The organism is Micromonospora sp. HUAS YX12 (assembly GCF_040215685.1).
Lineage (GTDB): Bacteria > Actinomycetota > Actinomycetes > Mycobacteriales > Micromonosporaceae > Micromonospora > Micromonospora tulbaghiae.
This window is the reverse complement of record NZ_CP157974.1, coordinates 447,106-468,472: the sequence shown is the minus strand read 5'-3', so window position 1 is coordinate 468,472 and position 21,367 is coordinate 447,106. Positions and strand designations below refer to the sequence as shown.

The following is a 21,367-nucleotide window of genomic DNA, read 5'->3' as shown; positions in this document are numbered from 1 at the left end:
CGCCAGACCGATCGCCTGTTCAACGAGGCCGGAAAGCCGTAGTCGTGCCGGCCTCACCCGGAAGGCGCCAGACGGCCCGCCAGATCCGATCTGGCGGCGCCGATCCCCGGCCGACGGTGGCCGGTACGGGAGGTAGGCGGGGTCATGACCGTTCCCGCGGCAGCCCGCCAGGTGACCGATCGCGGACAGCACGGGCCGGGTGGCGCACAGGCTACCCGGCCCGGCGCCGGTCAGCGTGCCGAGTCCAGCCGGGTCCGCTGCTCGGCGGTCAGCTCCAGATCGACAGCGGCCAGGCTCTCCTCCAGCTGCGCCACCGAGGAGAAACCGACGAGCGGGACGGACGGGATGTCCCCGCCCATCAGCCAGGCCAGCACCACCTGGTTCACGGTGGCGCCGGTCTCGGCGGCCACCGACCGCAGCGCCGCCAGCCGGGCCGGGGTGGCGGGCAGCACGTACTCCTCGCCGAGCCGCTCCGGCCGGACGTACGCGCCCTTCAGCAGTGGCGAGTACGCGACCAGCGTGAGCTGCGGCTCCGTACGCAGGTAGCTGAGCAGGTCGGGGCCGGCCCAGCCGACGTCGCCGTCCGGGTCCAGCTCGCTCGGCACGTCCAGACGCCGGGGCAGGTAGCTGCGGTGGTACTGGAGCACCTCGTACCCGGGCAGGCCGGCCGCGGCGGCGAGCGCGCGGGCCCGCTCGACCCGCCAGGCGCGGTGGTTGCTGGCGCCCAGCAGCCCGACCGTGCCCTCGGCGACCAGCTCGGCGAAGCCCTCCACGGTCTCCCGCACCGGGATCGTCCGGTCCTCGATGTGGGCGTAGAGCAGGTCGATCCGCTCGACGCCGAGGCGCTCCCGGCTGCGCTCGGCGGACTCGCGGATCACCTTGGCCGACAGCCCTTCCGGGTTGTCCACGTAACTGGTGCCCGGCGCGAGCGGCCGGGCGCCGAGCTTCGTGGCGATGACCACCTCGCCGCCGATCCCGCGGCTGCGCCGCCAGCGGCCGAGCAGTTCCTCGCTCTCGCCACCCTGGCCCCCGTTGTGCCAGAAGGCGTAGTTGTCCGAGGTGTCGATGAAGGTGCCGCCCGCCTCGACGTACCGGTCGAGGATGGCGAACGAGGTGGCCTCGTCGGTGGCGGTGCCGAACAGCATCGCGCCGAGACTGAGCACACTGACCTCGCGGCGGGTGGCCGGGTCGGTGCCGATGGTGCGGTAGCGCATGTCTTCCTCCCCGTCGGAGCTTTGCCGGTCACCCTGCCCCTTCGAGTGCGCGCGAAGTCAACGAGCGGAGGGGCCCCGGTCTTCCGGGGCCCCTCCGACGCGTGGCTGCTCAGCTCGGGATGTAGTCGAACTCGTCCGGGTTCGGGCCCGTCCGTCCGGCCTCGCCCCGGTCCAGCGAGGTGAGCCGCTCCATCGCGGTGTCGTCGAGCGTGAAGTCGAAGATCGCGAAGTTCTCCTCGATCCGCTTCGGCGTGGTCGACTTCGGGATGACGATGTCGCCGCGCTGCACGTGCCAGCGCAGCACCACCTGGGCCGGGGTCCGGCCGACCTGCTCGGCGATGTCGACGACTGTCGGGTCGCCGAGCACCTTGCCCTGCGCGATCGGCGACCACGCCTCGGTGGCGACGCCGTGCGCCTTGTCGTACGCCCGCACCTCCTCGTTGCCGAAGTAGGGGTGCGCCTCGACCTGGTTGACCGCCGGCACCACGTCCGCCTCGGCGGACAGCCGCTCCAGGTGCGCGACCTGGAAGTTGGACACGCCGATCGACCGCACGGTGCCCTCGCGCTGCAGATCCTCCAGCACCTTCCAGGTGGAGACGAAGTCGCCGTCGTAGCGGGTGGGCAGCGGCCAGTGGATCAGGAACAGGTCGAGGTAGTCGAACTTCAGCTCCCGCAGCGACTGCTCGAACGCCTTGCGGGCGTCGTCCGGGCGGTGGAAGCCGTTGTTCAGCTTGCTGGTGACGAAGACCTCGCCGCGGTCCAGCCCGGAGGCGCGCAGCGCCTGACCCACCTCGGCCTCGTTGCCGTACATCTGGGCGGTGTCGACGTGCCGGTAGCCGACCTCGAGCGCGGTGCCGACCGCCCGGGCGGTGTCCTTCGGCTCGATCTGGAAGACGCCGAAGCCGAGCTGCGGGATGGTGTTGCCGTCGTTGAGTGCGATGTCCGGAATGCCGTTCTGGGCCATGAGAGCCTCATCTCCGATCGTGTGCTGCCCGGGGGCGCGTCCGTGCCGGCCGCCCCCGGCCGTGCCAACCGGATGTCTCTACCCGCTCGCCACGCTTCCTCACGCGTCCCGCTACGTCAGGAGGCCGCCAGCCGCGCGTAGACGTCGCCGGAGCGACCGGCCGGGCGGTACGTCTCCAGCAGGCGCACCAGCTCGGCCGCGTCCAGCCATCGATCGCTCGCGAACCGCATGGTCTCCACCGGCGAGTAGTTGTAGCGGTAGCCGCCCGCCGTCGCGCCCAGCCGTTCCACCAGCTCCAACGCGGCCAGCGCGGCGTCGTGCGCGGGCGGCAGGTACTCGAAGGACAACCCGCGCACCGGATGGCTGAGCCCGGTCAGCACGTCGACCTCGAAGCCCTCGACGTCGACCTTGCAGAACGCCGGTACGCCGTGCCGCGCGATCAGGTCGTCCAGCGTCACCACGGGCACCTCGACCGACCGGTCCCAGCGGACCCCGGCGAAGCTCGGGTCGGCGGTGACCGACTCGATCCACGACGACGACATGGTGGACACCGTCGGCGTCGCGCTGGACAGCTCCAGCCGCGCACTCCCGGACCGCGCCCCGACCGCTGTCGGTTCGATGATCACGTCGGCGTCCCGCCCGAAGCCCAGGCGCAGCACCCGCAGGCAGTCCGGCTGCGGCTCGACCGCGACCACCCGGGCGCCCAGCCGCCGCCAGGTACGCACCCGGCCGCCGACGTGGGCGCCGATGTCGAAGCCGAGGTCGCCGGGGGAGAGGAACTGCCCGTAGAGCTGCCGGGCACGCCGGTGCTTGGCCGGCTGACCGTGGTAGACGGCCAGGGAACGGGTGATCCCCCAGGCCCGCGCGAGCATCGTCACGACATCCCTAACTGTGAGTGGTGGACTGCGGTCCGAACGCCCGCAGGAACCGGTCGCGGAACGACTCCATCGGCCAGACCGGGGCCTGCGGGTCGGGGTTGAGGCCGTCCTGCCAGCCCCACCCGGCGATCCGGTCGAGCACGGCCGGGTCCTTCGCGACGACTGTGATCGGCACGTCCTTGCCGGCGCCCTCACCGGTGACCGCGCGGGCCGGCTGGTGGTCGCCGAGGAACACGAGCACCAGGTTCTCGTCGCCGTACCGCTGCACATAGGAGATGAGCGTGCGCAGCGAGTAGACCACGGCACGCCGGTACGCCTCCCGGGTGCCCTCCGCCGAGCGGTCGGCGCGCGCGGTCCCCTTGTACACCGAGCCGTCGCCGACGTCGTCCCAGTCGACCAGCGGCGGTACCGGCGTCCACGGGATGTGGCTGGACAGCAGCGGGATCTCGGCCATCACCGGGGCGTGCCCGGGTCCGCGTTCGCGGCGCTGGAACGTCGACAGCGTGTACTGGTCCGGCGGCGAGGAGAAGCTGAACAGCGGCCCCCGGTAGCCGAGTTCCTTCACGCCGTACACCTGGTCGGGGGAGAAGAAGTCGGCCTCCGGCCAGGCCCGGGTGAGCGCCGGCATGACCAGCGTGGTCCGCCATCCGGCGCGCTTGAACGCGCCGTTGAGGGTCAGGTGGTCGCTGCGGACCAGGTTGGTGTAGCGCAACTGGTTGTCCGCCCGGATGCCGCTCATCAGCGTGGCGTGCGCGAGCCAGCTCCCGCCGCCGGTGGTGGACGAGGTGAGGAACGCGCTGCGGCTGCCGTATCCGGCCGCGCGCAACTGCCGGGTTCCCTCGTCCAGGACGGCGTCCACCTCCGGCGCGAGGTCCGGATCCTCCAGCGCGACCCGGCCGTAGCTCTCCACGAACGTGAACAGCACGTCCTTGCCGCGCAACGCGGTCAGCAGCTGCTCGCCCGGCACGTTCTGGAAGGGGTCGCCGGAGAGCTGCGTGTTGAGCGTCTCCTGGTCGTTGAGGCCCGCCCGTACCTGTCGGGCCCGGTCGTAGAGACCGGCCGCCACCGTGTCGGCGGCGACCGGGACGCCCGGCACGATCTGCGCGCCGAGCACGGCGCAGACCACCCAGGCGGCGGCGAACGCGGTGGTCGTCCGCGCGGTCACCACCCGGTGGCCGGCCACGACCCGGGTCAGCCGCCGCACCGACAGCGTCACCAGCACCGGTACGGCGAGGACGGCGACCACCGCGAGCGCCACCGTGCCCACCTCGGCGGTGCGACCGTACGACTCGGACAGGAACTCCGCGCCCGCGCCGAGGAACGTCCAGTCGGCGATCAGGTCGAAGGGGCGGTCCAGGACCAGCGAGAACCCGAGGTCGGTGACCTTGAGGACGAGGACCAGGCCGAGCAGCGCGCCGAGAATCGTGGCCACCACCCGGCGCGGACGTGCCGGCAGGACCAGCAGCAGGGCGACGGCGATCAGCCCTTCCACCGGGATGCGCAGGAACGCGCCGGGGCTGAACCGGTTGACGTCGCTCGGCGCGACCAGCGCCACCAGCACGAGCGCGGCGGCGAGCGCGGTGACGGTCGCGGCGAGCACCCGCCGGAACCGCCGTCCGCCGGACGCCGAGATGCCGTCGTCCCCGGCCACGGTGTCGTCGGGGGCGCGGTCGACCGGGCCGGCGTCGGACGTGGCACGGTCGCTCGTGGCGCGGTCGCTCTCGGCCGTCGTGCCGTCGGTCGTCGTGCCTTCGCTCGCGGTGGCGTCCGGGGCGTCGTCGCCGTCCGCCCGGCGGGACTTGTCGGTCACCGGTGCCGCCCGCCGACCTCGGCGGGCCGGCGCGCGATCCGCACGCCCGGCGTCCACTCGGGCCGGTGACCCGCCGGCGCGGGGGAGACCGGCGCGGCCGGGAGTGCGCGCGGCGCCGGCCGGACGCGGTGCCGCCACAGCCAGCCGACGTCTCGGCCGAACGACTCGACGAGCAGCGCGAGCGCGCCGAGAAGCACCGCGACGGCCGGCAGCCGGGGCAGGACGCCCGCCGCCACCACCGCCAGCGCGATGCCCTGCGTGGCGGCGACGACCTTGCGCCAGTAGCGCGGCGGCAGCGAGCCGCGCATCCACGGCAGCACCCAGCCGGCGGCGACGAAGACGTACCGCATCGCGCCGATCATCAGCACCCAGGCGCCCACCTGGTCGGCGACGTACCCGCAGAGGACCAGGACGAGGAAGGAGTCGACCTCCATGTCGAACCGGGCGCCCAGCGCGCTCACCGTGCCGGTACGGCGGGCCACCTGCCCGTCGACCCAGTCGAGGGAGAGCGCCACGGCGCTCAGCACGACCAGGACCGGCACCACGATCGGCTCGCGGAACGAGTCGACAGTCAACGCGGCCACCCCGCCGGCCAGCGTCGCCCGGGTGAGCGTCACCCAGTCGGCCGGCCCGAGCCGGTCCGCACCCGAGCGGCGCAGCCCGTATCCGAGCGCCGCGACCATCACCACCCCGAAGAGCAGACCGGCCAGCCAGCCGTACGCGCTCAGGCCGACCGTGCCGGCCAGGGCCGCGAGTACGCCGACCTGGAGAATCGCCCCCGCGAATGGATCAGTACGAAGTGCGGACACCATGCCTCCGAGGTAGACGTCACGAACCACACCTGTGTACGGAGAACATGCCCGAACAGTTCGTTCTGATGCCGGAAACGCGCCAGCGGATGTGGCATGTCACGTCGGCCGGCGGGGTGGCGGGCGGTCAGCGGGCCGGGCCGGTGACCAGCCGCCAGTACTGCCGTTTGCCCTCGTCGCGGACCACGACGCCGAGCCGGGCCAGCTCCCCGTGCAGTTCCCGGGTCTCGGCGTCGTGGCCGCCGTCGAGCGCCCGCTGCCGGGCGCGCAGCAGGGCGTCCGCGCCGGGCGGCAGGCCGGGCAGCCCCTCCACCCAGCGCCGGTACGCGTCCCGGTGCGGATCCTGGCCGGTCCACGGCCAGCCCTGCCGGGTGAACGCCGCGCGCAACCGCTCGGCGTCCAGGTCGGACTTCTCCCGGGCCAGCTCGCCACCGGCGGTGTCCAGCAGCACCAGCGCCTTGCCGTCGACGAACACCCCCGCCACGTCGGCGCGGGCCAGGTCCCGGCCGTGCCCGTCGCGGTGCAGCCGTACCGATCGGTGGCCGACCGTGACGGTCAGCCGCTCACGGACCGCCACCACCGCCAGGAACAGGCCGCAGAGCAGGCCCACCCCGGCCCCGACCGGGTACGCCCGCTCGTCCGGCCACCGGTCGAGCAGCTCGAACAGGCCCTGGAACGGGAACCACGCCAGCCCGGCGATCCAGCCGGACAGCGCGGTCAGCCCGGCACCCAGCCCCGCCCCGATCAGCGGGAACCCCGCCCAGAACAGCACCAGCTCGCCGCGTCCGCCGTCGACCACGACGTCGTCGCCGGGTTGCCGGGCGGCCACGGTCAGGACACCTCGCGGCGCATGGTGCGGACCAGGCCGGCGGCCAGCGGCAGGAGCATCCAGACGACCAGCGAGACGCCGAGCCGGCCCCACTGCCCGCCGGTCATCTCGGCGCCGAGCAGCGGCTCCATGGTGAGCGAGGTGTCCAGCCAGCGGGCCGGCTCACGCAGCGCGGAGATCATCGCGGACAGCAGGCTCCACACGGTGGGCAGCAGCAGGTAGGCGACGATCGCCAGCGGCGTGTTCAGCAACAGCAGACCGAAACCGGCGCCCATCAGCACGTTCACCACCTGGAACACGGCCGCGTGCGGCAGCAGTTGCCAGTCGAACGTCCAGGCCCCCGCCCCGCCGGTGGCGCCGGCGGCGAGCGTGCCGACGGCGGCGACCGCCAGGCTCACGAGCACCGAGGCGAGCGCGGCGAGCACCACCGCGGCGAGTTTGGCGACGATCACCCGCTCCCGGCGGGGCACCAGCGCGAACGTGGTGAGCGCGCTGCGCTGCGACCACTCGCCGGTGATGGAGAGGATGCCAAGGACCGGCAGCAGCAGCCCGACCGGCAGCAGCGACGGCGTGAAGAACGCGGTGAACGTCTGGTCCGGCGCGTCGAGGACGAACAGCTGCACCACCACGATCACGGCCGCGATCAGGCCGATCGTGATCAGCAACCAGCGTCCGGCCCGGGTGTCGGCGAGCTTGCGCAGCTCCACCGAGGTCAGCCGGGCCAGCGTCGGTCCGGCGACGGCGGCCTCGGGACGCGGCGGCGCGGGGGTGCGGGTGGCGGTGGTCATCGGACGGCCTCCTTGGTCGACGCGCCGGCGGTGAGGGTGAGGAAGAGTTGTTCCAGGCCGCCGCTGCCGGCCGGGCGCAGCTCGGTGAGGACCAGTCCGGCGTCCGCCGCGGCCTGACCGACCTCGCCCGGCTCGGCCCGGACGACGAAGCCGCCGTCGGTGCCGGCGGTGGCCGGCAGCGCGGCCCGCTCCAGCGTCAGGCGCAGGGCGTGCGCGTCGCGGGCGCGGACGAGCGTGCCGGCACCGGCGAGCAGCTCGTCCTTGCCGCCCTGGGCGACCACCCGGCCGCCGCCGATCACCACCAGCCGGTCGGCCACCGCCTCCACCTCGCGCAGCAGGTGCGAGGAGAGCAGCACCGTGCCGCCCCGGTCGGCGAAGTCGCGCAGCAGGCCGCGCATCCAGAAGATCCCCTCCGGGTCGAGGCCGTTGGCCGGCTCGTCCAGGATCAGGACCCGGGGGTCGCCCAGCAGCGCCAGCGCCAGGCCGAGCCGCTGCCGCATGCCCAGGGAGTACGCGCCGACGCGGCGCCGGGCGGCGGTGTCGTTCAGCCCGACCTGGTCGAGTGCCGCCGCCACCCGCCCCCGGTCGACGCCCATCGTGCGGGCGGCGAGCGTGAGCGTCTCCCGCCCGGTCCGCCCGGCGTGCTGCGCCGAGGCGTCGAGCAGCACGCCGATCTCCCGCCCGGGATTGGGCAGCTGCCGGTAGGGGCGGCCGCCGACGGTGGCGCCGCCCGAGGTGGGCGGCGTCATCCCGCAGATCATCCGCATCGTGGTGGACTTCCCGGCCCCGTTCGGCCCGAGGAAACCGGTCACCGAGCCCGGTTCGCACCGGAACGTGACGTCCTCGACGGCGGTGTGCGGGCCGTACCGCTTGGTGAGCTGGTCGACTTCGATCATGCCGTCGAGCCTGCCGGGGCCACCCGGCCACGCGCTGCGGCCGGCGGTCGGCCCCGCCGTCGACCTCGGTTCACCGCAGGCGTCGACTTTGGTAGCTGGTAGCCGGTCCGGACGGCTTCCTAGCATGGACTGGTGACCAGCGCCGCCGTACCCGATCATCCCTGGCTCCTGCCGGGTTCCCTCGTGCCCACCCGCGCCCCGCGGCGGACCCCACGGGACTGGTTCGTGGACAGCGTGCTGTTCGTGGCCTCGCTGCTCTGGGTGCTCCTCGCCCACGGCGACGTCACCAGCGCCACCCCGGAGTTCGGGCTCAACGCCGGTCCGGCCTGGCTGGAGGAGGTCGACCTGCTGATCGGCCTGCTGGTCAGCTGTGCGCTCTGGCTGCGCCGGCGCTGGCCGGTCGGGCTGGCGGTGGCCACCGCGCCGCTCGTGTTCTTCTCGGTCACCGCAGGCGTCGCGTTGCTGGTCATCACGTTCACCGTCCTGGTCCACCGGCCGCTGCCGCTGGGCCTGGCCCTGGTGGGCTGGAACCTGCTGAGCCTGCCGGTCTACCTCGCCGTCCGGCCCGACCCGGCGATGCCGTTCTGGGCGTCACTGGTGTGGACCGGGCTGTTCATCGGCGTGGTGATGGCGTGGGCGCTGTTCGTCCGGGCCCGCCGCCAGCTGGTGCTGTCCCTGCGTGATCGGGCCGAGCGGGCCGAGGCCGAGCAGCAGCTCCGGCTCGACCAGGCCCGGCAACTCGAACGCGGCCGGATCGCCCGGGAGATGCACGACGTGCTCGCCCACCGGATCTCCCTGCTCAGCCTGCACGCGGGCGCGCTGGAGTTCCGGCCGGACGCGCCGCCGGAGGAGGTTGCGAGGGCGGCCGGGGTGATCCGGGCCAGCGCGCACGCCGCGCTCCAGGACCTGCGCGAGGTGATCGGCGTGCTGCGGGCCGAGGCCGGCTCCGAGGCCACGCCGGAACGGCCGCAGCCCACGCTCGGCGACGTGCCCGCGCTCGTCGCCGAGAGCCGCGACGCCGGGGTACGGGTCACGGTGGTGGACGAGGTGGCCGAGCCGGAGGCGGTGCCCGCGGCGATCGGGCGCAGCGCGTACCGGATCGTGCAGGAGGGGCTGACCAACGCCCGCAAGCACGCACCAGGCGCGGTGGTGACGGTCCGGCTCGCCGGCGACCCGGGGGACGGGCTGGCGGTGGAGATCCACAACCCGTGGCCGGTGGGCGCGTCGCCCACCGCGATTCCCGGCACCGGCACCGGGCTGGTCGGGATCGCGGAGCGGGTCACGCTCGCCGGTGGCCGCCTCGAACACGGGCGGGACGCCGACGGTGGGTTCCGGCTGACCGCCTGGCTGCCCTGGGCGGCGCAGTGAGCGCACCGGTGCGGGTGCTGATCGTCGACGACGACCCGCTGGTCCGCGGCGCGCTGTCGATGATCCTCGGCGGCGTACCCGACCTGGCGGTGGTCGGCGAGGCCACCGACGGCGCCGAGGTGCCGGCGGCAGTGGCCGCGTACGCCCCGGACGTGGTGCTGATGGACATCCGGATGCCCCGGGTCGACGGGCTGGCCGCCACCGAGGCGCTGCGTGCCACTGCGGACGCGCCCGAGGTGCTGGTGCTGACCACCTTCGACGCCGACGAGCAGGTGCTGCGGGCGCTGCGCGCCGGGGCGAGCGGTTTCCTGCTCAAGGACACCCCGCCGGCCGAGATCGTGGCCGCGGTACGCCGGGTCGCGGCGGGGGAGGCGACTCTGTCCCCGGCGGTGACCCGCAAGCTCATCGCGCACGTCACCGGCACCGCGCCGGTGCCCGGCCCGGACCCGAAGCGGGAGCGGGCGGTACGGCTGCTCGACGGGCTCTCCGAGCGGGAACGGGAGGTCGCGGTGCTGCTCGGCCGGGGCCGGACCAACGCGGAGATCTCCGCCGAGCTGTTCATGAGCGTGGCGACGGTGAAGGCGTACGTGTCGCGGCTGCTGACGAAGCTCGACCTGAACAACCGGGTGCAGGTGGCCCTGCTGGTCCAGGACGCCGGCCTGGTCTGACTGAGTCTCCTGCCGGCCGACAAGGCGGGGACGGTGTCACGGTGCTCGGGCCCGCCGAACTGCTCGCCGCGTGGCGGGATTGAACTGCTGCCGTTTCCGGGCCGTACCAGTGGTCGAGGATGTGGTGCGGCCGTTCCGCCGTACCGCTGCCGAGCTGCGGGAGGCCTGCCGTGCGAGTTGGTGAGCAGTCGACGGATCCCATCGACCAGATCCTGGGCGAGGTGCCGGTACCGGCGCCGTTGACCCCCGAGGACGTCCGCCTCGCGGTCCGGGCGGTGGTGGTGCACGCCGCCGAGGAGTGGCCCGCGGGGCCGAAGTGCCGCAACGACGGGTCGTCGTTCCCCTGCCGGTTGCATCGCTGGGGCCGACGGGTGCTGGAGACACACGGTCTCAACGACCGTCAGATCGACGCGCTGATCCGGCACGGCAACCCGTTCGTGCACGTGCCCTTCCCGTTCGTGCTGACCGGGCCGTCCGGCGCCCGTCCGGCGCCCGGGCAGGTCGGCCGCCCGGCCGGTCAGGCGGGTCGGCCGGGCGTACCCGGTCAGGTCGCGCGCCCCGCCGCCGCGGCCCAGGCGGCGCGCGGTCCGGTCCCGCGGGTCGCCGCGCCGCCGGTGCGGCCCGGCCTGCGGCCCGTCGCCGGACGGTCGGCTCCCACCGCCCGGCCCCGTTGGCCCCGGGCGAGCTGACTCCCGCCGCCCGGTTCCGGGCCGACCGCCCCCGGGCCCGCCGGCCCGGGTGAGCTGACGCCCGGCACCCGGTTCCGGTCGCGCCGACGCCCCGTCGCGGAGCGGTGTCGGTCGCGCCGGAGCATGCCGGCGGCGGCCCGGCCGGGGAGCCCCCACCCCCGTGCCGGGCCGCCGTCACCGCGTCACTCGACCCCGCAGTCCGGGGCGGACCAGTCCCTGGTGTTCGACGTCTTGTCCCGGTTGTTCTCCCGCCGCGAGTCCACGTGCGTGTGGTCGTCGTGGTCCGGGTAGCCGGGCCCGTAGATGCCGCTGAAGCCCTGGTCACGGGCGGATCGGGCGATGTCGCAGAGGCTGCGGTGCTTGGCGATCAGGTCGGCCGCGTTCCCGTAGAGGTGCTGGCTGTCCGCGGCGCCGCCGACCTGCCGGTTGCAGGCGATGTTGCGGAACCCGCTGGTCACGTAGAGCGGCTTGTCGCCGAGGCTGCGCCGCAGCGCCTCCAGCTTCCACATGGTGCGCAGCGCGTTCTGCCGGGTGGCCGACGACGAGAGCGGACCCCCGGCCCACCCGCCCTTGCCGCAGCCGTTGTCCATCTCGGCGTAGCTGAAGTGCTTCGGCGTGCAGTCGCTGTCCTTCTGCAGGTCGTAGATCTTGGCGAACGTCTGCGGTCCGGCCACGCCGTCGGCGCGCAGCCCGTACGCGGCCTGGAAGCGCTTGACCGCGGCGGCCGTCTCCGGGCCGTACACGCCGTCGATCCGGACGATGCCGCCGTACGCGGCCCAGCCGGCCACCCGGATCTGGAGCTGACGGACCTCGGCGCCGGAGCTTCCCTGGGACAGCGTCCGGTTCCAGGTGTAGCAGCCGTCGGCGTGCGCCGGTGGCGCGGCCACGACGGTCGCCACGGCGGCCCCGGGCAGGGCCAGCGCGAACGCGACCGCCGCCCGCTTCAGGGTGTTGACGCGCACAGAGTCCTCCCGATGTCAGAGCGGAACTGGGGTTGGACGGGCACATCGACCGGTACGTCCCGTCTCTCTCACCGTGACAGGTGCGAGCATTCTTCGTGGTGATTAGCGAGAATTGTTCTCACTTCGGGCGGTTGCTGAATATCGGCTGTGAATAGTGCCTGTTTGCGAACGCCCGCCGAGTGTCGCCCGTCGGAGGTGAGCGGTAACGTCTGCTCCCGGACCCGGGCGGCGACCTCGACGGGCGGGGAGGTGGGCGTTGGCGCGTGGCGGCGTGTTCTGCGTCGAGGGGCAGTGGCATCGCGACCTCAACGAACGAGGATCCGTCCTGCCCACGCTCGACCTGCTCGAACGGCTCGGCCGGATCCGCTACATCCACAAGGACGCGGCGACCCGCGACGAGCTGTTCTACTTCGTCGACCGGTGGCTGCTCAAGCAGTACGCGGATCACCGGGTGGGCTTCTTCGCGATGCACGGCGAGCCGAGCCGGCTCTGCCTCACCGACTGGGACTCGGTCGAGCTGTCGGACGTGGCCGAGCGGATGGCCGGCCGCTGCGAGGGCCGCCGTCTCTACTTCGGCAGCTGCTCGGTGCTGCGCGCCTCCGACGCCACGCTGCGTGAGTTCCTCGACGTCACCGGCGCGGCGCTGATCTGCGGCTTCACCCGCGAGGTGGACTGGGTCGAGTCGGCCGCCTTCGAGACCGTGCTGCTCGACGTGCTCGCGAACGGTCAGCGGCACAACGCCGCCGAGGTGCGGATGCGCTCGGCGCACTGGGCGCCGCTCGCCGCGTACCTCGGTTTCCGGGTGATCTACGCCAACGGCCGTGCCTGGCGGCCCTCGGCCCGCCCGCGCGTGCCGGAACAGGTCACCGCGCAGCGGGCCGCCGGGCGTCCGCGCTGAGATCGACCGGCCGGCCTGGTAGAACCGACGGCATGGCACGCAGCATCGCGAAGAACACCCGGGTCGACCGGGACGCCCTGATCGAGTTCCTCCGCCCCCGCCACCACGTCGTGCTGATGACCACACGCTCCGACGGGCGCCCGCAGTCCTCCCCGGTGGCCTGCGGCGTGGACGCCGAGGGCCGCCTGGTCATCTCCACCTATCCCGAGCGCGCCAAGGTCGCCAACATCCGCCGCGACCCGCGCGTCTCCGCGTGCGTGCTCTCCGACGACTGGAACGGCCCGTGGGTGCAGGTCGACGGCGTGGCCGAGGTGCTCGACCTGCCCGAGGCGCTGGAGCCGCTCGTCGAGTACTTCCGCAGCATCTCCGGCGAGCACCCCGACTGGGACGAGTACCGGTCGGCGATGGTCGCGCAGGGCAAGTCGCTGATCCGCGTCACGATCGAGTCCTGGGGTCCGATCGCCACCGGCGGCTTCCCGGCCCGGCTGGCCGGCTGAATCGGTACGCGCCGGATCAGTACGCGACGGTGAAGCGGGTGTTGCCGAACCGGGGATTCTCGATCTCGTCGACGATCGCCACCGCCAGGTCCTCGTAGGTGAGCACCGACCGGCCCTGCGCGTCGGTCACCGGGTGGTCGGTGCCGGTGCGGTAGTGGCCGGTCCGCTCGCCCGGGTGGAACTCCAGCGGCGGCGGGGACACGTACGTCCAGGTCACCCCGTCGGCGCTGGTGCGGTAGAACTCCAGCGCGTCGGCCTGCCCGTGCGCCGCGTCCCGGTACTCCTCCGGGAAGTCCGGCTCGTCCAGGTAGCGGGTGCCCTTCGGGGTGAGCAGCGTCGAGCCGCCGCCGACGTGAATCACCCGGGGCGGGTCCGGCAACTCACGCAGCGTGTCGACCAGCGTCCGCGCGGCGTCGCGCCACAGATCCCGCTCGCCACCGCCGATGGCCACCACCAGCACGTCCGCGTCCTCGGCCAGTTCGCGTACGCTCCGCGCCGAGGTGGCATCGCCGGTAACCGTGCGTACGCCGGTTGGGAGGTAGCCGACCGCCTCCGGACGCCGCACCGCCGCTGTCACCCGGTGCCCCCGCTCGACCGCCTCGGCCGCGATCCGCGAGCCCGCCGTCCCGCCGGCGCCGAACACGACGATGTCGCTCATGCCTCACAGGCTAGGCAGCCCACCGGCGGGCGGCGGGAGTTCCGCCGAACCGGCTCAGTCGACGAGCGCCGAGTAGACGAGCTGGCGCAACTGGCTGCGCAGCGGGTACGTGCTCGACGGCATCAACTGGGTGAACAGCAGCGCGGTGACCTCCTCCACCGGGTCCACCCAGAACGCGGTGCTGGCCAGGCCGCCCCAGTAGAACTCGCCGACGCTGCTGGGCACGCGCGACGGCGCCGGGTCGAGCACCACCGCGAAGCCCAGCCCGAAGCCGATCCCGTCGAGGATCGTCTCGGCGAAGCCCTCCGGCGAGAACGAGGCCAGGTCCCGGTCGCCGGGCAGGTGGTTGCGGGTCATGAAGCGCACCGTGCGAGGGCCGAGCAGGCGCACCCCGTCCAGTTCGCCGCCGCGCAGCAGGAACTGGGTGAACCGGTGGTAGTCGGCCGCCGTGGACACCAGCCCGCCGCCGCCGGAGTGCCAGGTCGGCTCCGCCAGCGCGGCCCGGCCGACCCCGTCGGCGCGTACCGCCTGGCCGGTGGCGGGGTGCGGGGCGTAGAGGGCGGCCAGGCGCTTCGCGTCCGCCGCGTCCACCCACCAGCGGGTGTCGGTCATCCCCAGCGGGCCCAGGATCCGCTCGGCGAAGAACGCGTCCAGCGACTGCCCGGAGACCACCTCGACCAGGCGGCCCAGCACGTCGGTGGAAACGCCGTAGTTCCAGCTCGTGCCGGGCTGGAACAGCAGCGGCAGCCGGGCCAGCCCGGCCGAGGCCGCGGCCAGGTCCGCACCCGCCGGCACGCCGAGGTCGAAGCCGGCCGCCCGGTACAGGCCGTCGACCACCGAGACCTGGGCGAAGCCGTACGTCAGGCCGGCGGTGTGGGTGAGCAGGTGCCAGATCCGGATCGGCTCGACCGCCGGCACGGTGTACGGCTTGAGCACCGAACCCCGGTCGTAGACGCGTACGTCGGCGAACTCCGGCAGCCAGCGGCTGACCGGGTCGTTCAGCTCGATCCGGCCCTCCTCCCAGAGCATCATCGCCGCGACCGACGTGATCGGCTTGGTCATCGAGTAGATGCGCCAGAGCGTGTCCGGCTCGACCGGCGTACCGGCCTCCCGGTCGCGCAGCCCGTACGTCGAGGAGTGGGCGACCTCGCCCCGGCGGGTGACGACGATCTGCCAGCCGGCGAGCCGGCCGTCGTCGACGTACCGCGCGAAGTGCTCGTCGATCCGCGCCAGCCGGGCGGGATCGAAGCCGACACGGCCTGGGTCGGTGCTCACTGCGACACTCACGACGCGAACCTACCCGCCGGTACCGCAGCCGGGAAGTGTCTGCCGGCCACACTAGGGTCGGTGACATGCCGGAGCCGGTCGAGGACGTCACCTACCGCCAGCAGGACTGGTACGCCGAGGAGCTGGCCGACCGGCACTTCGTGCGGTGCGAGTTCTTCCACGTCGACCTGACCGAGGCGGTCAGCCGCGGCGCGGTCTTCACCGACTGCGTGTTCGGCAATGTGGCGTTCAACGCCTCCCGGCACACCGACTCGGCGTTCACCAGGTGCTCGTTCAGCAAGTGCAACCTCTTCGAGGCCGAGTTCACCGGCTGCAAGCTGGTCGGCAGCACGTTCGACCGCTGCGACCTGCGCCCGCTGCGGGTCGACCGGGGCGACTGGTCGTTCGTCACGCTCGCCGGGTCCGACCTGCGCGGGGCGCGGATCACCGACGTACGCATGCGGGAGGTCGACCTGACCGGCGCCGATCTCACCGGCGCGACGCTGACCGGCGTGGACCTCTCCGGCGCCCAGTTGCACGCGGCCAAGCTGATCCGGGCCGACCTGCGCGGCAGCGACCTGTCCGCGCTCGACCCGACGGCGGTGCAGCGCGCCGGCGCGCGGATCGACGCCGAGCAGGCGGTGATGCTGGCCCAGGCGCTCGGTTTCCAGGTCGGCTGAGCCGGTCAGGAAAGATGCCGCCGGTTGTCAGGTTTCGCGGACAGAATCGGGCGCATGACACTGACCCACCGCCCTAACCGCCCCACCCCGCCCACCGGCCCGCCCGGCCCGCCCGCCGACCCCGCCGACCCGGGATTGATCATGAAGTTGGCGGCAATTGGTGTCCGGTTTGTCGCCGCTAACCTCATGATCGACGGGGCTGGCGGGGGTGGGCCGGGGCGGGTGCGTCCGCCGCCCCGGGCTGCGGGAGATCTTGGTACGAAACGGCCCCTATGGGGGCGCAATTCTTCCAAGATCTCTCCCGTGGGGTGCTTGGAGCCCTTAGGGGCGTGGGAATTGCGGGGACTGATGCCTTCTCCATGATCGCGTTCTGTGTCATCCTCCCTACGGCGAGCCACGGGGCGGGCCGCTCGCCGCCGGTGGCCGAGGGAGGGTCGGTGGCTGAGGACGACATCGCGGGGACCGGGATCCGGGTCGGGGGCTGGCTGCCCACGCCGGACCAACCGGCCGACGCCCCGGAGCGGCCCGTCGGTCCACGCCGCCTGCCCGGGGACACGCAGCCCTCCGTACCCGGTCGGCGATCCCGCCGGACGGGGAACGCCCGCCGGCCGACCCGGACGAGCCGGCGCCCGCGGGGGATCTGGAAGCGCCCGGTCCACTTGCGTCGACTCCGCTCGCGCCGGGCCAGATCGCGCCGGGCCGGCTCGCGCCGGGCCGGCTCCTTGGCGGCGCCTCGGCGCCAGTCGGTCCCGAGCCCTGTCCGAGCCCGCCCGGCGGCCGGGTTCCGCTGGTCGGGCCGGCCCCGATCGGACTGCACCTGTCCGCTCCGTCGCCGGTCCGGCCGGGCCCCGCCCACAAGCCGGCCGACCCGGCCGGCCTCGGACCGCTGCACGGGACAGACGCGGAGGCGAGACCGGGCCGGCACTCCGCCCAGGAGAGCATCCCGGCGCGCCTGTCCGGCGGTCTGGCCGACCTGATCGGCGGGATCGGCGTCCGGCTGCGCGCCGCGGTGCGGGCGGCGAAGACCCGGCTGAGCCGGACGCTCGCCCCGATCGCCGGCCCGCTGCGGCCCCCGCCCGAGGCCCCGGCCACCCGGGTCGCCACCGCCCGGGCCCGCCGTCGGCGCCGTCGCGCCGTGCTGGCGGCGGTTGCGGTGACCGGGCTGGTGGCGGCGCTGGCGTACGCGGCCCGGTCACCCACGTCGCCCCCACTGACCCGGGAAACCGCGCCGGTGGCAGCACCCAACGAGCAGGCACCGAGCGAGCAGGCGCCGGGCGATCAGACGCCGGCCACCGGCGACCCGGTCTCGCCCGGCGGGCCGCTGCTCGACGTGGACCTGGTGCCGCTGCCGGGAACGTTGTCGCTCACCGCGCTCGGTACGCGGGACTGGCGGCACTGGGGCGGCGACGGCGCGGACAGCTTCCATCGCAAGGCGAGCGGTACCGGCGAGATCCAGGACCCGGGCGGCGAGCGGCTGGAGCACAACGCCGGCGCCACCGATCTACAGTGGACCGACGGCACGCCGACGGCGCGCCAGGACGGCACCCGGGCCGGGGTCTTCCAGCGCGGCGCCGGGAAGAGCTTCACGCTCGGCGTGACCGGGAGCGGGGATCTGCGTACGGTCCGGCTGTTCGTCGGCACGTTCTCGGCCGGCGCGCGGCTCGACCTGTCGCTGTCCAGCGGCGGCGATCCCGTCGTCCGCGAGGTCGCCCTCGTCGCGGGCGACCACTTCTACCAGTACGTCATCCGTTTCCGGGCGGCACCGGGGGAGCGGCTGCTGATCAGGTGGCACGCCCTGACCGTGACCGGCGGGCAGAACGACGGAGTGGCGTTGCAGGCGATCACGGTAAGCTGAGCGGCCCGGCGGCCGGTCCGGGCTCGCGGCCGTCAGGTAACGAACTGGAAACGCCCGTCACTCGACATATGGCGCAAAGAGCCGTCCGGTGACACCGTGAAGCCCGTCACGCACCGGTCGTATCCGTCGGTGTCGTGACCGAAGTGGAGGGTGTGGTGGGCCAGGAGGACCGTCCGCGTACCGGCCCCGGCTCGCACCGGCACGGCCTTCCGCGTACCCGGTCCGCGTTGCGCCGACTGCGCCGCCGGCGTCGGCTCATGCTGGAAGGGCTGGCCGCGTTCCTCTGCCTGGCGGCGCTGGCGGTCTACCTCGGCGTCGAACGGCACGACACGCCGCGCGAGGAGCACGCCGGAGTGCCGGTGGCGCCACCCGGCCGGGTCGGGCTGCCGAACGAGGCCGACGACAGGGTGGTCAACCCGGGGCTGCGTCCCCGGCAGCGGCCGCCGTCGCCGAGCCCGACGCCGTCCACGCCGTCGCCGACGCCCGCGCTGCCGCCGACAGTCACCGTGACCCGCGCGGAGGTGCCCGCCACCGTCGACCTCACCGCCGCCGGCCCCACCGACTGGGTCCACTGGGGCCTCGCGGGTGCCGACCGGACGGTCCGCAAGCGGGGTGGCTCTGGCGAGATCCGCGACGAGGGCGGCCGGGGGCGGCGGGAGAGCTTCAGCAACAACCCCGAGGCGTACGCCTGGCGCGACGGCAACCCGGTCGCGTCGTCGAGCGGCACCATGTCCGGCGTCTACACCTGCAACCGGGGCAGCGGGTTCAACCTGGCGGTGGCCGCCGACGGGCACCAGCGCACGGTGCGTCTGTACGCCGGGCTCTGGATGGCCCGTGGCCGCCTCGACGTGCGCGTCTCCGGCGGCGGCCCGGTGACCACGCTCCGGATGGAGGATCCGCACACCGCGCTCACCACCGAGTTCACTGTCAGGTTCCGCGCCCCGCGCGGCGCGAAGCTGCTGCTGAGCTGGACGGTGGAGGAATCACTGGGCGACTGCGGCAACGTCAGCCTCCAGGCGGTGGCGCTGCGCTGAGTGGGGACAGTTTGTCCGTCGGGTACCGGGCCGGGCGTCGTACGTTTCGGTTGTCCCGCCCGACCATCCTCTGTGGAGGCCCGACCGATGACCGGCCCTGCCCCCGTCGCCCCCGCCCGCCCGCGCGCCGGCTGTGACGTGCTGCGCGAGATCCCGATGCCGCCGTACGTGACGGTCGAGGACGTCCAGTTCGCGGTGCGGGCGGTGGTGGTGCACGCGCCGCGGGCCTGGTCGGGCGGGACCATCTGCCGCAACGACGCCAGCCCGCACCCGTGTCGGCTGCACGTGTGGGGCCGCCGGGTGCTCACCCTGCGCGGACTGCCGTCGGCCGAGATCGACGCGCTCGTCGAGCGCGGCGACCCCGCCGCCGACCCGCCTCCGTACCGCCCCGGTGCCTGAGCGCCGGGGCGGTACGGCCGGTCAGCAGAGCGCGGGCTTCACCCAGGAGCACTCCCGCCCCTCCGGTACGCGCGGCGACTCCGGCGCGGCCGGCACGGTCCGCCGGGCCGTCGCCGTCTCCTTCTCGGTGTACGAGGCGAGCGCGATCGCGATCTGGTCCTCCAGCCCCTTCACCGACGAGGTGAGGTAGTTGTTCAGCACGATCGAGAAGGCCAGCAGCCGTCCGTCGGCGTCGGTGACGTAGCCGGAGAGCGCCGACGCGCCGGTCAGGCTGCCGGTCTTGGCGTGCACGTTGTTCGCGGCGGCGGTCCCGCCCATCCGGCTGCGCAGCGTCCCGCCCACGAACCGGTCCGGGTTGCCGGCCACCGGCAGCGCGGCGTACCAGGCGTCGAACCACGGTTCGGCGCGGACCGCCGAGAGCAGCGTGACGAACTGGGCCGGCGGGACGAGGTTGCGCCGGGACAGGCCGGACCCGTCGCGCTGGCGCAGCGTGCCGGTGTCCACTCCGGCGTCGCCCACGTAGCCGCTGATCGCGGACAGCCCGGCGGCCCAGGTGCCGGATCCGGACAACTGCCGGCCCAGTTCCTTGGTCAGCACCTCGGCGTGGCCGTTGTTGGAGAGTTTGAGGAACGGCACCATCAGGTCGGCCAGCGGCATCGAGTCGTGCCGGGCGAGCGGCTCGGCGGTGTCCGGGGTGGCGGTGCCGAGCACGGTCCGGCCGAGCACCCGTACGCCGTGCCGCCGCAGCGCGGAGCGGAACACGTCGGCGGCGTACCCGGTCGGCTCCCACACCGTCACCCAGTCGCTCTCGGCGGCCTGGCCGACCGCGATCTGGCCGGTCACCACCACCGTGTTGCCGCCGTGCTCACGCTCGAAGGAGATGGTGGTCTCGCCGTCGGCGACCGTCTCGGCCCGGTTGTCGATGCGCAACCAGCCGTTGTCAGGAGTCATGGTGATCTTCGGCCGGGCGCCGGCCCGGGTGCCCGGGGTGGCGTGCACGATCACGGTGCCGGCGTCGTAGTCGGTGTCCGGGGCCACTGTCAGCGCCGACACCTGGGCGGCGTAGTAGTAGGGCTCGTCGTCCCAGGTCCAGTCCGGACCGAGCCGGCCGCTGTCGTACCGGGTGTCGTCGGCGACCAGATCGCCCGCGACCACGCGTACGCCCGCCGCGGCGACCTGCTCGGCGAGCCGGTCGTAGTCGGCGGCGAGCATGGTGGGGTCGCCCCCGCCGCGCAGGTAGAGGTCGCCGCGGAGCATCCCGGCGCGGCGCGGCCCGTCGGCGCTCACCTCGGTGGTGAAGCGGTGGCCCGGTCCGAGCAGTTCCATCGCCGCGGCCGAGGTGAGCAGCTTGGTGTTGGAGGCGGGGATGAGCCGCCGGGTGCCGTTGCGGTCGTACAGCGTGCGACCGGTGGCGGTGTCGACGACGACCACGCCCGCCTGCGCCCCGTCGAGCCGGCTGTCGGCGAGGACCGCGTCGATTGTGGCGTTCAGCCGGGTCTGCGCCGGGGTGGGCGCTTCGGCCGTGGCGGTGGTGGTGCCGGCGGCGGCCGCGGTGGCGACCAGCGCCAGCACCGCGAGCGCCCGGGGAAATAGGCGACGATGCATGTAAGGATGCTGCCACGGAGATTTCCTGCGGAAAAGACCCCGGCGCGAAAGGTTATTTGCGGCATCCGGCGCGGGCGCCGCAAACCCCAGGTGTTCCCGGTCCGGATCGGGGAAAACACCTGTTCACCGGGGAGCGGCCGATCATCGGGTTCCGTTTGACGGATGGCCGGGCAGCGGGCACGGTGGGGATGAGGGCCGAGGAACCGCCCTGCTTCCAGCGCGGCGTGATCGTGTCTCGCCCGCTTCCGGGTCGCGAGCCGACCGCGTGGGCCGTGTCGCCCGCGAAACCCGACACCGAGCCATGAGGAGTTCAACCATGCTGACCATGACCGACAACGCCGTCCTGGTGATCCGTGACCTCGCCGCCCAGCAGGACGTCGCCGACGCGGGTGGGCTGCGCATCGCCGCCGACACCGACGCCGGTTCGCTCTCGATCGAGCTGGTGCCGCAACCGGTGCAGGGTGACCAGGTGGTGGACACCGAGGGTGCGCGCATCTTCCTCGACTCGGACGCGGCCGAGCTGCTCAACGACACGTCGGTGGACGCGGTGGTCGACGAGGAGGGCGTGGTCCAGTTCGGCTTCACCGAGAAGGAGTGAGT

General features: G+C 73.7%; 22 protein-coding genes. 10 read left to right on the top strand and 12 right to left on the bottom strand.

Annotated elements, in window-relative coordinates; genetic code table 11:
- Positions 1-230: 230 nt before the first annotated feature.
- From ABIH81_RS02325 to ABIH81_RS02290, 8 genes are all read right to left on the bottom strand, one after another.
- Entirely contained in the window at positions 231-1,214 is a 984-nt protein-coding gene (locus ABIH81_RS02325) for an aldo/keto reductase (RefSeq protein ID WP_349878800.1), read from the bottom strand.
- A 109-nt stretch (positions 1,215-1,323) separates the two neighbouring features.
- The gene (locus ABIH81_RS02320; protein WP_349878799.1) at positions 1,324-2,178 is read right to left on the bottom strand and encodes an aldo/keto reductase; all 855 of its coding nucleotides are present in this window, start codon (positions 2,176-2,178) and stop codon (positions 1,324-1,326) included.
- A gap of 116 nt (positions 2,179-2,294) precedes the next feature.
- Positions 2,295-3,050 (bottom strand): FkbM family methyltransferase, encoded by a 756-nt coding sequence (locus ABIH81_RS02315; protein WP_349881275.1) that lies wholly within the window; start codon positions 3,048-3,050, stop codon positions 2,295-2,297.
- A gap of 13 nt (positions 3,051-3,063) precedes the next feature.
- On the bottom strand, positions 3,064-4,866 hold the full coding sequence (locus ABIH81_RS02310) for a sulfatase (protein WP_349878798.1): 1,803 nt from the start codon (positions 4,864-4,866) through the stop codon (positions 3,064-3,066).
- Positions 4,863-5,678 (bottom strand): CDP-alcohol phosphatidyltransferase family protein, encoded by an 816-nt coding sequence (locus ABIH81_RS02305; protein ID WP_349878797.1) that lies wholly within the window; start codon positions 5,676-5,678, stop codon positions 4,863-4,865. The genes ABIH81_RS02310 and ABIH81_RS02305 overlap by 4 nt, the downstream gene beginning before the upstream one ends.
- Positions 5,679-5,802: 124 nt before the next feature.
- On the bottom strand, positions 5,803-6,504 hold the full coding sequence (locus ABIH81_RS02300) for a hypothetical protein (RefSeq protein ID WP_349878796.1): 702 nt from the start codon (positions 6,502-6,504) through the stop codon (positions 5,803-5,805).
- Positions 6,505-6,506: 2 nt separating this feature from the next.
- The gene (locus ABIH81_RS02295; RefSeq protein ID WP_349878795.1) at positions 6,507-7,292 is read right to left on the bottom strand and encodes an ABC transporter permease; all 786 of its coding nucleotides are present in this window, start codon (positions 7,290-7,292) and stop codon (positions 6,507-6,509) included.
- Positions 7,289-8,188, bottom strand: coding sequence for an ATP-binding cassette domain-containing protein (locus ABIH81_RS02290; protein ID WP_091419001.1), 900 nt, complete (start codon positions 8,186-8,188; stop codon positions 7,289-7,291). The genes ABIH81_RS02295 and ABIH81_RS02290 overlap by 4 nt, the downstream gene beginning before the upstream one ends.
- 132 nt (positions 8,189-8,320) lie before the next feature.
- Here ABIH81_RS02290 and ABIH81_RS02285 point away from each other — a divergent pair, with 132 nt between their 5' ends.
- The 3 genes from ABIH81_RS02285 (at position 8,321) to ABIH81_RS02275 (ending at position 10,913) form a co-directional block, all read left to right on the top strand.
- Positions 8,321-9,556 carry a histidine kinase gene (locus ABIH81_RS02285; RefSeq protein ID WP_349878794.1) on the top strand — a complete coding sequence of 412 codons (1,236 nt, stop codon included), beginning with the start codon at positions 8,321-8,323 and terminating at the stop codon, positions 9,554-9,556.
- Positions 9,553-10,224, top strand: coding sequence for a response regulator transcription factor (locus ABIH81_RS02280; protein ID WP_349878793.1), 672 nt, complete (start codon positions 9,553-9,555; stop codon positions 10,222-10,224). Before ABIH81_RS02285 ends, ABIH81_RS02280 begins: the two co-directional genes overlap by 4 nt.
- Before the next feature lie 170 nt (positions 10,225-10,394).
- A complete protein-coding gene (locus ABIH81_RS02275) occupies positions 10,395-10,913 on the top strand; it encodes a hypothetical protein (RefSeq protein WP_349878792.1) in 519 nt (172 codons plus the stop codon).
- A gap of 182 nt (positions 10,914-11,095) precedes the next feature.
- Here ABIH81_RS02275 and ABIH81_RS02270 read toward each other — a convergent pair whose 3' ends face one another.
- On the bottom strand, positions 11,096-11,875 hold the full coding sequence (locus tag ABIH81_RS02270; protein WP_349878791.1) for a D-Ala-D-Ala carboxypeptidase family metallohydrolase: 780 nt from the start codon (positions 11,873-11,875) through the stop codon (positions 11,096-11,098).
- Between the two features lie 256 nt (positions 11,876-12,131).
- Between ABIH81_RS02270 and ABIH81_RS02265 the strand changes: the two genes are divergently transcribed.
- Positions 12,132-12,773: a hypothetical protein gene (locus ABIH81_RS02265; RefSeq protein WP_091419014.1), complete on the top strand. Its 642-nt coding sequence runs from the start codon at positions 12,132-12,134 to the stop codon at positions 12,771-12,773.
- A gap of 32 nt (positions 12,774-12,805) precedes the next feature.
- On the top strand, positions 12,806-13,270 hold the full coding sequence (locus tag ABIH81_RS02260) for a PPOX class F420-dependent oxidoreductase (RefSeq protein WP_349878790.1): 465 nt from the start codon (positions 12,806-12,808) through the stop codon (positions 13,268-13,270).
- 16 nt (positions 13,271-13,286) lie between these two features.
- Here the strand turns inward: ABIH81_RS02260 and ABIH81_RS02255 are convergent, their stop codons facing one another.
- Together ABIH81_RS02255 and ABIH81_RS02250 are read right to left on the bottom strand one after the other, a co-directional pair.
- On the bottom strand, positions 13,287-13,928 hold the full coding sequence (locus tag ABIH81_RS02255) for an NAD(P)H-binding protein (protein WP_349878789.1): 642 nt from the start codon (positions 13,926-13,928) through the stop codon (positions 13,287-13,289).
- A 54-nt stretch (positions 13,929-13,982) separates the two neighbouring features.
- Positions 13,983-15,215: a serine hydrolase domain-containing protein gene (locus ABIH81_RS02250; protein ID WP_349878788.1), complete on the bottom strand. Its 1,233-nt coding sequence runs from the start codon at positions 15,213-15,215 to the stop codon at positions 13,983-13,985.
- 65 nt (positions 15,216-15,280) lie between these two features.
- Here ABIH81_RS02250 and ABIH81_RS02245 point away from each other — a divergent pair, with 65 nt between their 5' ends.
- The 4 genes from ABIH81_RS02245 (at position 15,281) to ABIH81_RS02230 (ending at position 19,162) form a co-directional block, all read left to right on the top strand.
- On the top strand, positions 15,281-15,874 hold the full coding sequence (locus ABIH81_RS02245; protein ID WP_349878787.1) for a pentapeptide repeat-containing protein: 594 nt from the start codon (positions 15,281-15,283) through the stop codon (positions 15,872-15,874).
- 1,009 nt (positions 15,875-16,883) lie between these two features.
- Positions 16,884-17,729: a hypothetical protein gene (locus tag ABIH81_RS02240; protein ID WP_349878786.1), complete on the top strand. Its 846-nt coding sequence runs from the start codon at positions 16,884-16,886 to the stop codon at positions 17,727-17,729.
- A gap of 134 nt (positions 17,730-17,863) precedes the next feature.
- Positions 17,864-18,763: a hypothetical protein gene (locus ABIH81_RS02235; RefSeq protein ID WP_349878785.1), complete on the top strand. Its 900-nt coding sequence runs from the start codon at positions 17,864-17,866 to the stop codon at positions 18,761-18,763.
- 87 nt (positions 18,764-18,850) lie between these two features.
- On the top strand, positions 18,851-19,162 hold the full coding sequence (locus tag ABIH81_RS02230) for a hypothetical protein (RefSeq protein ID WP_349878784.1): 312 nt from the start codon (positions 18,851-18,853) through the stop codon (positions 19,160-19,162).
- Between the two features lie 21 nt (positions 19,163-19,183).
- Here the strand turns inward: ABIH81_RS02230 and dacB are convergent, their stop codons facing one another.
- The gene (gene dacB, locus ABIH81_RS02225) at positions 19,184-20,767 is read right to left on the bottom strand and encodes a D-alanyl-D-alanine carboxypeptidase/D-alanyl-D-alanine-endopeptidase (RefSeq protein ID WP_349878783.1); all 1,584 of its coding nucleotides are present in this window, start codon (positions 20,765-20,767) and stop codon (positions 19,184-19,186) included.
- A 316-nt stretch (positions 20,768-21,083) separates the two neighbouring features.
- Between dacB and ABIH81_RS02220 the strand changes: the two genes are divergently transcribed.
- Entirely contained in the window at positions 21,084-21,365 is a 282-nt protein-coding gene (locus ABIH81_RS02220; RefSeq protein ID WP_047894073.1) for an iron-sulfur cluster biosynthesis family protein, read from the top strand.
- Positions 21,366-21,367 lie beyond the last annotated feature (2 nt).